Origin of the sequence: Streptomyces sp. NPDC046985 (assembly GCF_040644415.1) — a bacterium.
Lineage (GTDB): Bacteria > Actinomycetota > Actinomycetes > Streptomycetales > Streptomycetaceae > Streptomyces.
Window position 1 is genome coordinate 110,219 of record NZ_JBEYWK010000020.1, and the last position, 13,763, is coordinate 123,981.

Annotated in this window: 6 protein-coding genes; 2 read left to right on the forward strand and 4 right to left on the reverse strand. The window is 72.9% G+C overall.

Annotated elements, in window-relative coordinates; genetic code table 11:
• Positions 1–13: 13 nt before the first annotated feature.
• From ABZ861_RS24715 to ABZ861_RS24725, 3 genes are all read right to left on the reverse strand, one after another.
• On the reverse strand, positions 14–2,563 hold the full coding sequence (locus tag ABZ861_RS24715) for an ATP-dependent Clp protease ATP-binding subunit (protein ID WP_361633840.1): 2,550 nt from the start codon (positions 2,561–2,563) through the stop codon (positions 14–16).
• 394 nt (positions 2,564–2,957) lie between these two features.
• Positions 2,958–3,986 carry a cation diffusion facilitator family transporter gene (locus ABZ861_RS24720; RefSeq protein ID WP_361633843.1) on the reverse strand — a complete coding sequence of 343 codons (1,029 nt, stop codon included), beginning with the start codon at positions 3,984–3,986 and terminating at the stop codon, positions 2,958–2,960.
• A gap of 195 nt (positions 3,987–4,181) precedes the next feature.
• Entirely contained in the window at positions 4,182–6,368 is a 2,187-nt protein-coding gene (locus ABZ861_RS24725; RefSeq protein WP_361633846.1) for a SpoIIE family protein phosphatase, read from the reverse strand.
• Between the two features lie 680 nt (positions 6,369–7,048).
• Here ABZ861_RS24725 and ABZ861_RS24730 point away from each other — a divergent pair.
• Entirely contained in the window at positions 7,049–8,281 is a 1,233-nt protein-coding gene (locus tag ABZ861_RS24730; protein ID WP_361633849.1) for an aminotransferase class V-fold PLP-dependent enzyme, read from the forward strand.
• Positions 8,282–8,401: 120 nt separating this feature from the next.
• Here ABZ861_RS24730 and ABZ861_RS24735 read toward each other — a convergent pair whose 3' ends face one another.
• Positions 8,402–10,948 (reverse strand): discoidin domain-containing protein, encoded by a 2,547-nt coding sequence (locus ABZ861_RS24735; protein WP_361633852.1) that lies wholly within the window; start codon positions 10,946–10,948, stop codon positions 8,402–8,404.
• 360 nt (positions 10,949–11,308) lie between these two features.
• Here ABZ861_RS24735 and ABZ861_RS24740 point away from each other — a divergent pair, with 360 nt between their 5' ends.
• A complete protein-coding gene (locus ABZ861_RS24740) occupies positions 11,309–13,636 on the forward strand; it encodes a GH92 family glycosyl hydrolase (protein ID WP_361633855.1) in 2,328 nt (775 codons plus the stop codon).
• Positions 13,637–13,763: the final 127 nt, after the last annotated feature.

Consider the following 13,763-nt stretch of genomic DNA (forward strand, 5'->3'; position numbering starts at 1 on the left):
GCCCGGCCTGCTCCTAATGCTCTCTGTGCTCCTCGTACTCCCGGTGCTCCTCGTCCTCGGCGTGGACGGTGAGGTGGAGGGTGTCGTGTTCGACGTCGGCGAGCACGGTGTCGCCCGGCTCGGCCTCGCCGCCGAGCAGGAGTGAGGCGATGCGGTTGTCGAGTTCGGCCTGGATCGTGCGCCGCAGCGGGCGCGCGCCGAACTCGGGCTGGTAGCCGTGGGCCACGAGGAGTTTCTTCGCCGGCTCGGTGACCTCCAGCGTCATCCCCTGCGCGTGCACCCGGTGCTTGCTCTGGTTCAGCAGGTGGTCGACGATCTCGGTGAGGTCGGCCTCGGTGAGGCTGTGGAAGACGATGATGTCGTCGATCCGGTTGAGGAACTCCGGCAGGAACCTGGTCCGCAGCAGTTCCATCAGGTCGTCCTTGAGCCCGGACACGTCACCGTGGTGGTCGATGATGAGCTGCGCGCCGATGTTCGAGGTCATGATGATGACGCAGTGCCGGAAGTCCACCGTGCGGCCCTGCGCGTCGGTCAGCCGGCCGTCGTCCAGGATCTGGAGCAGCGTGTTGAACACGTCCGGGTGCGCCTTCTCCACCTCGTCGAAGAGCACGACGCTGTAGGGGTTGCGCCGGACCTTCTCGGTGAGCTGGCCGGCCTCCTCGTATCCCACGTATCCGGGCGGGGCGCCGACCAGCCGGGCGACGGTGTGCTTCTCCTGGAACTCGCTCATGTCGAACCGGATCATCCGGTCGTCGTTGCCGAACAGCAGCCCGGCGAGGGTCTTGGCCAGCTCCGTCTTGCCCACTCCGGTCGGGCCCAGGAAGAGGAAGGAGCCCACCGGCCGGTCGGGGTCGCCCATTCCGGCCCGGTTGCGGCGCACCGCCTGGGCCACCGCGGTCACCGCCTCGTCCTGCCCCACCACCCGCTCGTGCATCTCGGCCTCGAGCTTGAGCAGGCGGTCCTTCTCACTGGCGGTCAGCTCGGCGACCGGGATGCCGGTCCGGCGCGCGACCACCTCGGCGATGTCCTTGGCGGTGACCGACACGACGCCCTCACGGCGCTCCCGGATCCCGGCCAGCTCCGCTTCGGCCTCGTCGATGCGGGCCTTCAGCTCGTGCGCCTTCTCGAAGTCCTCCCCCGCCGCCGCCTGGTCCTTCTCCCGCCGCAGCACGGCGAGCCGGTCCTCCACCTCGACGGACGGGGTGGAGCGGTCCGCGCTGCGCAGCCGCACCCGGGCGCCCGCCTGGTCCAGGACGTCGATGGCCTTGTCGGGCAGGAACCGGTCGGAGATGTAGCGGTTGGAGAGTTCGGCCGCCGCGGCCAGCGCCTCGTCGGTGAACCGCACCTGGTGATGGGCCTCGTAGGCGTCGCGCAGCCCTTCGAGGATCTCGATCGTCTCCTCCACCGTGGGCTCGGACACCATCACCGGCTGGAAGCGGCGCTCCAGCGCGGCGTCCTTCTCGACGTACCGGCGGTACTCGTCGATCGTCGTCGCCCCGACCACGTGCAACTCGCCTCGTGCCAGGGCCGGTTTGAGCATGTTGCCCGCGTCCATCGATCCCTCGCCCGTCGCGCCGGCGCCCACCACCGTGTGCAACTCGTCGATGAACAGGATGATGTCGCCGCCGGAGGCCTGCACGTCCTCGATGACCTTCTTCAGCCGCTCCTCGAACTGCCCGCGGTACTGGGCGCCGGCCACCATCGCCGACAGGTCCAGCGACACCACGCGCTTGTCCTTGAGGGTGGTCGGCACCTCGTTGGCCACGATCCGCTGCGCCAGACCTTCCACGATGGCGGTCTTGCCCACGCCCGGCTCGCCGATCAGCACCGGGTTGTTCTTCGTGCGCCGCGACAGGATCTCGACCGTCTGCTCGATCTCCTCCGCCCGGCCCACCACGGGGTCCAGCCTCCCGGCGCGCGCCTCCTCCGTGAGGTCCCGCCCGTACTCGTCCAGCGTCGACGAGCCCGTTCCCTGTCCCGGCTGCTTGCGCCCGCCGGGCGCCCCGGCGCCTGCGCCCTCGCCACGCGAGGCCGACTTCTCGGTCAGGTCCCGCAGCCGCTGCACGTCCACGTCGTCGGCGCGCAGCGCCCGCGCGGCGCCGCTGTCACCGGTCTCCAGGAGGGCGGCGAGGACGTGCTCCGGGCCGATGTAGGAAGCGCCCGTCTCCTGGGAGAGCGCGTAGGCCGACGCCAGCGTCCGCTTCGCCGCGGGGGTCAGTCCCGGCTCCGCCGACGGCGTCGACGCCTCCTTCGGCAGCACCTCGGCGATCTTCTCCGCGAGCGTGTCCGGATCGACGCCCGCCCGCGTGAGCAAGGAGCGCGACGGCTCCACCTGCGTGGTCGCCCACAGCAGGTGCTCCGTGTCCAGGTCGGACGTCCCGTCCTCCAGGGCGCGCCGCGCCGCGAGGTTGAGCAGCTCCTGCGACGCCTCGCTGAGCAGCCTGCCGATCGGCACCCGCTGCACCGCCGGAGGCGACGTCGCCGGCGACATCCCGAAGAACCGGTTCAACAGATCACTGAACGGGTCCGACGAACCGAAAGCCGAACCGAACGACATCGACATGACGTGACTCCTCACGCGTGAGGTCTGTGGTCAGAGGGCGGCCGCGAGGGTGACCTTGACGTGCTCACGAGCGGCCGGTCGCTCTCGGTGCCGCTCGCGGGGAGTCCCCGCCGCTCGCCGGGAGTCCACGTCCCGGCGCCGCGGCGCCGGGACGTGGACAGCAGTGCTAGGACGCGGGCGACGTAGGCGATGGGGGCGACGGCTCTCGGCCGCGCGCCGGTCCGCCGCGCGGCTGCGGCGGGGAGGGAGGAACGGTGCGGCCTCGGGGACGGGGCGGCCTGCCCTGGGCTCCTGGCGTTGCGGCTCGTCGCCGCGGGCGTTCACGGCGCGCTCCCCCTTCCGTCCTGTGGGGCACGGGCCGACGGTGGCGTCCCTGCCAGGCTAAGCCGCCCGATCAGGGCCCGCCACGCGATGCCGCGGGGCGGGGCGGCGTCGGATCGAGGTACACGCGCCTGACGGCGGGGATCAGGGCGCGCAGCCGGGACTCGGCCTCCTCGCAGGCCCATTCGATCTGGTCGGAGGTGGACAGGTCGCGGAAGTCGACCTTCGCCGCGATCAGGATCTCCCCGGGTCCCTGCACCAGCGTGGTCAGCTCCATGACGGCCTCGATGTGCCGCACCGCCAGCAGTTCGCGGCGCACGGCGGCCCGCATCGGCGGCGGCAGGGCGCGGCCGACGAGGAGTTGGGCGTTGGCGCTGCCGAGGACCACGGCGACGACGATGAGCAGCACGCCGATGAGGACGGAGGCGACGCCGTCCCACACGCCGGAGTGGGTGAGCTGGCCGCCGAGCAGGCCGAGCGCGGCCAGGGCGAGGCCGACGAGGGCGGCGGAGTCCTCCATGACGACCGCTTTGACGGCCGTGTCGGGCGTGTGCTGGAGGTAGCGCAGGATGGGCACGCGGAAGTGCCGGGCCCTGCCGGTGGCCTGCCGCAGTCCGGTGCGCAGGGAGAGTCCTTCGAGGACGAAGGCGACGGCGAGCACGAGGTAGGACACCAGAGGGTCGCCGGGGGTCCGTTCGTGGGTCAGCGCGCGGACGCCGTCGTACAGGGCGAACACGCCGCCGCCGACGAAGGTGGCGACGGAGGCGAGCAGCGCCCAGATGTAGCGTTCGGCCCCGTGGCCGAGCGGGTGGTCCTCGTCGGCGGCCTTCGTGCCGCGCTTGAGGGAGGTCAGCAGGAGCACCTCGGTCAGGGTGTCGGCGACCGAGTGCCCGGCCTCGGCGAGCATGGCGCTGGAGCCGCTGAGGACGCCCGCGACGGCCTTGGCGAGCGCGACGCCGAAGTTGGCGGCCGCCGCCACGATGACGGTGGCGGTGGTTCCGCCCGCTCCGGGGCCGCTCAGGGACCCCACCCGGGCGTCGAGCACCGGCGCGCCCTCGGCCCGTCGTCCCCGCTCCGGCTCCCCCTCGCCCTGTGCGCTCATACCGGGACGATACGCCCACGGCGCCGCGAGGCGGCGGGACGTGAGCCCGCATGGCGCACTGCCGCGGCCCGTACCGGCGCACGACGCCGTTCCCGCCCTCACGAGGCGCCGCCCGGCTCTCGAACGGCGGGGAGGCTCCCGAAAACCCTGTGCTTCGGTCGGCGGACGCACCGCTCGCGGATCGCGCGGTTCGGATCACCCGTGCGCGGAAGAGGGCGACGGCTCGGGCTCCAGCTCGGCCCAGATGGTCTTCCCGCGGCGCTCGCGCCGGGCGCCCCAGCGCTGGGTGAGCTTAGAGGTGATGTGCAGGCCGCGTCCGTGTTCGTCGTCGTCCTCGGCGTGCCGCAGGTGCGGGGCGGAGCTGCTGTCGTCGGTGACCTCCACGATCAGGGCGTGGTCGCGGATGAGGCGCAGCCGGACGGGTCCCTCGGAGTAGCGGACGGCGTTGGTGACCAGTTCGCTGACCACCAGGGCCGCGGTGAACTCCATGTCGTCCTCGCCCCAGGCGGTCAGTTGGCGCTGGGTGTCGGCGCGCGCCTCGGCGACGGCGGCGGGATCGTTGCCCAGGGTCCAGGAGGCGACCTGGTCCGCGCCCAGCCCGCGGGTGCGCGCCAGCAGGAGCGCTCCCCCGCTTCCGGGACTCTGGCGGGCCAGCGACTCCAGGAGACTGTGGCACACCTCCGGCAGCGGGCGGTCGTGCGGTCGCACGGCCTCGGTCAGCCGCTTCCGCTCCGCTTCCTGACTTTCACAGCATTCCGCTTGTTCCTCGGGTTTGTCGTATTCCTCTAGATTGTCATATTCCCCGAGTTCGTCGTATTCCTCATCGGGTCGCACCGCGCCGCCGGAGGGGCCGCAGCCGGACAGGAGCGTGTTGCCGAGGACCAGCAGGGACCCCACGGACAGGTGCGTCTCGGCCGTCTGGTAGCGGGGAGCGCCGCGGCCGAGCGGCGGGCCGACGGGCATCCGGGCGAACTCCACGCGGCCGTCGGGGTGGACGAGCGCGGGCGGCACATGGCCGGCGGAGGTCAGCGTGCACCGGCTGGTGACCGGGTCGTAGACGACGTACAGGCAGGTCGTGCCCACCCGGCGGGCGTCCTGGTCCTCGTCGTGCTGGGCCGCTTGCTCGCCGTCGAGGCGGGTGACCAGGTCGTGGACGCGTTCGAGGATCTCCTCGGCGGACAGGTCGAGAACGGAGAGGACGCCGATGGCCGCGCGCAGTCCGCCCATGGTGACGGCGGCGCGGATGCCCCGGCCGGGCGGCGATCCGACGACGAGCGCGACGCGGGCGCCGGACAGCGGGATGACGTCGAACCAGTTGCCGCCGGGGCTGCCGGGCAGGTGGGCGTGCGCGGTGCGCACCGCGGCGGTGGCGGGCACGTCCTGCGGGCGAAGGGTGCGCTGGAGGATGCGGGCGACGGAGTGGTCGCGGGTGTAGAGGCGGGCGTTGTCCAGGCACAGGGCGGTGAGCCGGGCCAGTTCCACGGCCACGTTGAGATCGTCGTCGTCGAACGGCGGCCGCGCGGGCTCCCGGTGGAAGCGTGCCAGACCCAGCAGGACGCCGCGGGCGGACAGCGGCACGGCCATCGAGGACTGCCCTGCCTCCGCGGCGCCCTCGCCGTCCGCGTCCCGCCGCGACCGCCCGGCGTCGTCGCGCCGCCCGCCGATCAGCAGCGGCCGCCGCTGCGCCAGGGCCTCGGCATACGCGGCCTCGGCGGGGGCGTCGGGACGCCCGGACTCGTTCTGCGCGCTGCCGCATCGGCGGCCCGCGCAGCGCAGCGTCAGGTCGCCGCCGGTGGAGTCCAGGGCGGGAGCGTCGCCGCGCAGGACGGCGTCCAGTACTTCCACGATCACCGTGTCGGCGAAGTCGGGCACGGTGACATCGGCGAGTTCCTGCGCGGTCTGGACGATGTCCAGCGACGTCCCGATGCGTTCGCCCGCCCTCCGGAGCACGTCGAGGCGGATCCGGTTCCGGTAGCGGTCGGTGACGTCCGCGACCGTGACGGCCAGCCCGACCGGGCGGCCCGCCGGGTCGTGCAGCGCGCAGGACGCGACCGAGACCACCACGCCGGGGGCGTCGGGGACGTCGGCCCGCACCTCCGTGTCGTGCAAGGAGGCGCCGGTGGCCAGCACCTCGCGCAGCGCCGCCTCCAGGCGCTCGCGCTCGGGCGCGGCGAATCGCGCCCACTGCCCGAACGGGCGGTCGAGGCAGTCGTGGAGCGCGGGAGCGCCGGGGGTCTTCGTCGCCGCGGCGTTGTAGCCGACGAGGCGCTGCTCGGTGTCCAGGACGTACAGCGGGCGGGGCGAGTCGGCGAACAGGGCCGCGTAGAGGGCGCCGTCGAGCGCGCCCCCCGGGGCTGCGGATGTGCGGTGCGGCCTGTTCACGGCGCGGGCCCGGCGGGCCGGTCAGCGCGGCGCGGCGCTCGGCCGGCGGCGTCTCGTCGGTCCTGGACCCGTCGTGGCCCCTTCCGGCCCCGCCCGGTTCGGGGTCCGGGGCATGCGCGCGTACGGGGCGTACGAGGCGTGCGAGCCGCGCGTCGCGAGCGCGTTGGCCCTGGTCCGGGGCGTCTCCTGCGGGGTGCGCATGGCCCACCTGCTTTCTGGAGCGGCTGTCTCCCAGTCTCAGCGTCGGCGCGCGGCGCCGCCACACGGGTCCGGGCGGGGACCTGCTCTCACCCGGGCGGGCCGTCGGACGAGCGCGGGAGGGACCCCGGGCGGCACAGTGTTCGGACGGGGCCGCTCGCGCGGACGGGACGCGTCGGGCACGACGTACGGACCGCGGAGAGCGAGGTCTGAACGCGGAGAGCGAGGTCTGAACGCGGGGGCGCGACGCCCGCTCTTACGCTGCCGCGCCGGACCCACCATGCCGCGCCGCCCTCACGCTGCCGCGCCACTCTCACGCTCCCGCGCCGGACCCACCATGCCGCGCCGCCCTCCCGGTGACCGGCGGTACGTGTGCGGTCGCGTCGCGCTCGGGTCGTGTCCGGCCCGCGGACCTGGGCCCTTGGGCGCGGCGGACGGCTGGGTATCGTGTGGGCGATCCGATGATCAGCCCGAGGAGTCACGTGAGCGAGACCCAGGTCGTCACCGCGCCCGGACCGCTGCTGCTGAGCGACGGACGGCCCGCCGCTGCCGCCTGGTCGCTCGATCCCGGCATGCTGCACCTCAACCACGGCTCCTTCGGCGCCGTCCCGCTGGTCGCGCAGCAGCGGCAGAGCGAGCTGCGGGACGAGATGGAGCGCGCGCCGGTGGCCTGGTTCCCGCGGCAGCCCGCCCGGCTGGCCGCCGCGCGCGCCGAGGTGGCGCGGTTCCTGCGCGCCGACGCCGGGGACCTGGCGCTCGTGCCGAACGCCAGCGCGGGCGCGAGCGTCGTGTACGCCGCGCTGACCGCGCGTCCGGGCGGCGACGTCGTCGTCACCGACCACGGCTACGGTGCGGTCACCATGGGGGCGGCGCGGCTGGCCCGGCGCTGGGGCGCCCGGGTGCGCACGGCGCACGTGCCGCTGGCGGCCGACGCGGACCAGGCGTGTCGGGCGGTGCTGGACGAGGTGGACGACCGGTGCGCGCTCGTCGTGCTCGACCAGATCACCTCGGCCACCGCCCGCCGCCTGCCCGTGGAGCGCGTGGGCGCCGAACTCGCCCGGCGCGGCGTCACGCTGCTCGTGGACGGCGCGCACGCGCCGGGCCTCCTGCCCGCGCCGCTCGACGGGCTGGCCTGCGACGCCTGGGTCGGCAACCTGCACAAGTGGGGCTGCGCGCCGCGCGGCACGGCGGCCCTGGTGGCCCGCGGCCCGCTGCGGGAGCACCTGCGTCCGCTGATCGACTCCTGGAGCGCGGACGAGCCGTTCCCGCTCCCCTTCGACCAGCAGGGGACGCTGGACGCCACGGGGATGCTGGCGGCGCCCACGGCCCTCGCCTTCGTCGAGGACGCCTGGGGCTGGCAGGCGGCGCGCCGCTACCTCGACGAACTGGCCGACTACGGCGCCCATGTGGTCGCCGCCGCGCTCGCCGGGTCGTCGGCCGCGGCGCCTGTGGCAGACGTCGGCATGCCCGTGCCGGGAATGCGCCTGGTCCGCCTGCCCGACGGGCTGGGCGCGACACGCGTGGCCGCCGACGCGCTGCGCGACCGCGCCACCGCCGAACTGGCCGCGGAGGCCGCCTTCACCAGCTTCGACGGCGTCGGCTACCTGCGGCTGTCCGCCCACGTCTACAACACCCCGGCGGACTACGAACGGTTCGCGGACGCCTGTGTCCCCGTCGTCCTGGACTGGGCTCGCCGGGCGCGGTCCTCGGCCTGAACGGATCACTGCCGCCCGCCCGCTCGGGCGGCCAGGCGCAGGTGTGCGGCGAACCCCCGCGAGGGTTCGCCGCACACTCAGGTCAGACCCGGTCCGGGCCCGGCGGTCGGCACCGTCGGGTCACGGGAACTGGGTCACCTTCGACGGCACCGTGTCCGTGCCCGAGGTAGGCGCGCCGGTGTCGTTGACGACGTGGGCGTACTGGCCCTTGCCGCCGAGGGAGATCACCAGCAGGTCGTGCAGCTTGATCCCCGGCTTGACCGGCGTCTGGAAGCCGTGCGCCTGGACGATCGAGGGATCGGCGGTGAAGTAGCAGTAGCTGCCCAGGCCCCACGCCTCGTGCTGGCTGACCGTGTCGGCGATCTTGTAGGCCGCGTAGCCGACGATGCCGTCGTGGGTGACGGCGGCGGCGTTCGGAACGTCGTACGCCTTCTCGTTCTGGAAGAAGATCGTGCGGCCGCGTTCTCCGTTCCAGTAGACGTCGTACTTGTTGAAGTGCTCGACGAACAGGCCGGTGGCGAGCACGTCGTTGCCGTTGACGCGCAGGCCGTAGTCGGCCCGGTTGGTGTCCCAGCCGACGCCGCTGCCGTGGTCCGCGCGCCAGAGCCAGGTGTGGTCGATGATCACGTTGTTGCTGTTGACCACGACCGAGTTGGTGGCGAGGCCGGGTCCCGCGCCGCCGATGCGGACGAAGACGTCCTGCATGGTGGTGGGGTCGGCGGAGTGGTCGGCGGACGAACCCGGCGCTCCGATCTGGAGAAGGGTGTCGGAGTTGACCGGGCCCGCGTCGATCAGGAGGCCGGCGAGCCGGACCCCGTCGACGTCGGCCACGTGCACGGCGTCGACGCCGTTGTCCGGGACGAGGGTGGCCAGCCCGAGGCCCAGCACGACGGTGTCGGGGCGGGTGACGTCGATCGTCTGGTCCAGGTGGTAGACGCCCGGCGTGAACAGCAGGTTGAGACCCTGGGAGAGCGCCTGGTTGATCGTCGCCGCGGTCGCTCCCGGCTTGACCACGAAGAACTGGTCCAGCGGGAGGGAGGCGCCGGCGTTCGCGGGCCAGGACACTCCCCGGGCGTTGGTGCGCTTGGCGGGCACGAACACCTTGTACGCGCCGCCGTCCAGGTAGAGGAACGGCTTCTCCCGGGAGACGGGCGTGGTGTCGAGCGTGGTGTACGGGCCGCTGTCGAAGTCAGTCGCCGGGGCGCCCTGGACGCCGCTGAACACCATGTTCCACACGCCGTTGGTCCAGCCGCCGACGGAGCTGTCCCGGGTGTACCACTGCTGCTGCGAGTAGGGGCCGACCGTGCCGTCGATCGCGGAGTCGGCGATGTACCCGCCGGAGGCCCAGCCGTAGCCGTTCGGGGCGAGGTTCAGGCCGCCCTTGACGTGGATCCGGCGGAACGGCGCGGCCTGGGCGACGGCCCAGCGGTCGGTGCCGTTGGACGGCGTGATCGCCAGGTTCTCCGCCGAACGCCAGAAGTTCTGCGTGGCGTTGCCGTTGAACCAGCCCGCGTCGACGGTGACGTCGCCGTTGATCTGGGTGTCGTCGGGGTTCAGGCCCAGACCGGAGATCGAGGTGTAGAAGCCGATCTGGGCGTTGATCCCGTTGTAGGTCCCCGGCTTGAGCAGGAACTGGTAGCGGCCGGAGCCGAACTGCGCGGACTCCTGCTGGGAGAAGACCTGGTCGAACTTCTGCTGGAGACCGGGAGTGGAGGGGTCGACCACGATGACGTTGGGGCCGAGGTCTCCGCCGCCCTGGACCGGCCCGGTGGTCCCGGACGAGGCCGTGTGCACGGCGACCTCCCAGAGCGAGTAGCCGTAGCCGGTGGCGCGGGCGGTGCCGTAGACGCGCAGGTACCGGCCCGAGCCGCTGACGCCGTAGGAGGCCGTGCCGCCGGTCGCGCCGGCGACGCTCTTCAGCGTCGTCCAGCTCTGGCCGTCGGCGGACGCCTGGATCTGGAAGTCCTTGGCGTAGGCGGCCTCCCAGGTCAGGTCGACCTTGCACAGGCTCTGCACCGCTCCGAGGTCGACCTGGACCCACTGCGGGTCCGCGGCGGCGCTGGACCAGCGGGTGCCGGGGTCGCCGTCGAAGGCGGCGGAGGCGGGGGTGCCGGCGTTCTCGACGGAGGAGGCCGAGGCGGGCTTGCCCTTGGCGGCGTTCGCGCTTCCGCAGGAGGCGGGGGCCGTTCCTCCGGCCGTGCCGAAGACCTGGAACTCCCAGAGGGAGTAGCCCCACTGGGTGGCCCGGTGGACGCCGAGCATCCGGACGTAGCGGCCCTGACCGGAGACGTCGAGGGCGTCGACGCCGCCGTCGCCGCCGGTCACGGACTTGAGGTCGGTCCAGTCGCTGCCGTTCGCGGAGATCTGGACCTTGTAGTCCTTGCCGTAGGCGGCCTCCCAGTTGAGGACCACCTTGCTGACGGCGGCCGTCGCGCCGAGGTCGACCTGGAGCCACTGGGAGTCGGCGGCGGCCGAGGACCAGCGGGTCCCGGTGTCGCCGTCGACGGCGAGCGCGGCGCCGGTGCCGCCGTTCTCGACCGTGGACGCCGTGGCGGTCTTGCCCTGGGACAGCGGGGTCTCAGCCGCCGCCGCGGAGGGGGCGTGCGCGGGGAGGGTGACGAGCGCCGCCGCGGCGGCGAGCGCGACACCCAAGGATCTGAGTCTCATAGGGGTCCCTGCGGGTGCGATGGGGGGATGCGGGGGGGGGCGAGCGCGCCGGGCGCACCGTCGGCACATCGGGGAGGGGATCTCAACAGCACGCCTCACGCGCTTAGTTCACGACTTGATTTAACTGATGATTCGCCAACGACGGCAACCCCCTGAACGCGGATAACTTTTCAAGCGTTGACGCGGCGGTCATCGGCGCGGCGGCGACGGCGTTCACAAGCCAGAGCCGGGACGGCGAGGGCGAGCACGGTCACCCGCGGCGAGGGCGAGCACGGTCACCCTTGACGAGTACACGCCCGGAGCGCACCATGGGGCGGCTCTGACAACGTTGTCGACATCTCCTGGGGAGAGTGCACGTCCATGAGAGGGACCCAGCGCATCCGCCGGGCGGGGACGGTCGTCGCGGCCGTCGTGCTGTGCGGCGCCGCCCTGGCCGCGCCCGCCGCGCAGGCGGCCGGACCGCGGCACGACCGCCTCACCGACCTGGTCAACCCGTTCATCGGGACCGAGAACGAGGGCAACACCTATCCGGGCGCCGCCGTGCCCTTCGGCATGGTCCAGTTGTCGCCGGACACCGGGCACAACACCGGGTACGACCACTCCCAGAACCACATCCGGGGCTTCTCGCTCGTCCATCTCTCCGGCGTCGGCTGCGGCCTGGGCGGCGACCTGCCGGCGCTGCCCGCCCTCGGCGACGTCACGCAGACGGACGACGCCGCGTATGCGGCGGAGTTCAGCCACGACACCGAGAAGGCCAGTCCGGGCTACTACAAGGTCGGCCTGAAGAACGGCATCGAGGCCGAACTGACCGCGACCGCGCGCACCGGCGTGCAGCGCTACACCTTCCCCGCCACCGACAAGGCCGACGTCCTGCTGAACGCGGGCCAGTCGCTGCACCGCACGGTGTCCAGCAAGGTCGAGGTCCTGGACGACCGGACCGTGCGCACCGCGATCACCGGCCGGGGCTTCTGCCAGGACACCGAGCCCTACACGGTCTACACGGTCACCCGTTTCGACCGTCCGTTCACCGCCTACGGCACCTGGAACGGCGGTGCGGTGACGGCCGGTTCGCGCACCGGGCAGGACGGCGCGTACGTGCGCTTCGACACGACGAAGGACCGCACGGTCGAGGCGACGACGGCGCTGTCGTACGTCGACGCCCGGGGCGCGGCCCTCAACCTCCGCGCCGAGGGCGGCCGTTCCTTCGACCGGGTGCGCGAGGCGGCGCGCCGGGCCTGGGAGAGGCGGCTCGGCCAGGTGCGCGTCCAGGGCGGCGGCGACACCGTGCGCCGCACCTTCTACTCGTCGCTGTACCGGTCGTTCCTCGCGCCGAACGTCGGCAGCGACGCCGACGGCCGCTACACCGGCTGGGATCAGCGGGTGCACCGGGCGAGGGGCTACACGTACTACCAGAACTGGTCGCTGTGGGACACCTACCGCACCCAGTCCCAACTGCTGTCCCTCCTCGCGCCGCACGAGGCGCGCGACATGGCCGTCTCCGTCGTCAAGATCGCCGAGGAGAGCGGCTGGCTGCCCAAGTGGGGCTACGGCACCGTCGAGACGAACATCATGACCGGCGACCCGGTCACCCCGTTCCTCACCAACGCCTACCAGCAGGGCCTGCTCCGGGGATACGAGGAGCGCGCCTACCGTGTCCTGAAGAAGAACGCCGACGGCGTGCCGCCCGCCGACTCCCCGGCCGTGGGCCGCGAGGCGAACCGGGAGTACCTGGCGAACGGCTTCGCGCCCTACGTCAAGGACCGCCCGCACGCCAAGCCCGGCGACTCCGACTTCGACCACGGTGCGTCGGCGACGCTGGAGTACGCCCTGTCGGACGCGATGCTCGCCGAGATGGCCCGCGGCCTCGGCCACCCCGCCGACGCGGCGCGCTACGCCGCTCGGGCGCAGAACTACCGCAAAATCTTCGACGCGTCGACCGGCTTCTTCCGGGCCCGCGACGCCTCCGGCGCCTTCACCGGCCCGGCCGACCCGGCGCGGAGCGAGGGGTTCCACGAGGGCACCGCCTGGCAGTACCAGTGGCTGGTGCCGCAGGACCTGCCGGGCATGATCTCCCTCATCGGCGGTGAGAAGGCGGCCAACGACCGGCTGGACTCCTTCTTCGCCTACGACCAGTTGCTGAAGGACCCGGCGAAGACCGCCCGCGAGGTGTGGGTGAACGGCCCGTACGACTACTACAACGCCGACAAGTACAACCCGCAGAACGAGCCCGACCTGATCGCCCCGTACACCTACCTGTCGACCGGCCAGCCGTGGAAGACGACCGACGTGGTGCACGCGGCGCTCACCCTGTTCACGGACGCGCCGACGGGGATGACCGGCAACGACGACCTCGGCACCATGTCCGCCTGGAACGTGCTGTCCTCGATCGGCCTGTTCCCGGTGCAGCCCGGCTACGACACCTGGGGCCTGTCCACGCCGGTCTTCCCGCGCGTCGACCTCTCCCTCGACCGGCGCTTCTACCCCCGGGGTTCGCTCACGATCACCGCGCCGGGCGCCTCGGACGTCCGGCGCTACGTCCAGACCGCCCGCGTCGACGGCGCCCCGTACCGCCGCACCTATCTGACGACGGGCGCCCTGCGGCGCACGCGCTCCCTCGCGTACACGCTGGGCGCCGTGCCGTCCGGTTGGGGGACCGGCGCGCACGACGGCCCTCCCGCGCTCAACTGACGGCACCTCGTGGAGGCGACTGACGGCGCCTCATGAACGCTGGGGACGGGACGAATCGACGAGAGGGGAACCGGTCATGGGCGCCGGCGCGTGTTCCAGGCACACTTGCCCTGTCGAAGTCCCGTCA

Excerpts from the sequence above, each read along its gene's own strand:
- ABZ861_RS24715 (WP_361633840.1), bottom strand. The coding sequence starts at position 2,563 with ATGTCGATGTCGTTCGGTTCGGCTTTCGGTTCGTCGGACCCGTTCAGT.
- ABZ861_RS24720 (WP_361633843.1), bottom strand. The coding sequence starts at position 3,986 with ATGAGCGCACAGGGCGAGGGGGAGCCGGAGCGGGGACGACGGGCCGAG.
- ABZ861_RS24735 (WP_361633852.1), bottom strand. The coding sequence starts at position 10,948 with ATGAGACTCAGATCCTTGGGTGTCGCGCTCGCCGCCGCGGCGGCGCTC.
- ABZ861_RS24740 (WP_361633855.1), top strand. The coding sequence starts at position 11,309 with ATGAGAGGGACCCAGCGCATCCGCCGGGCGGGGACGGTCGTCGCGGCC.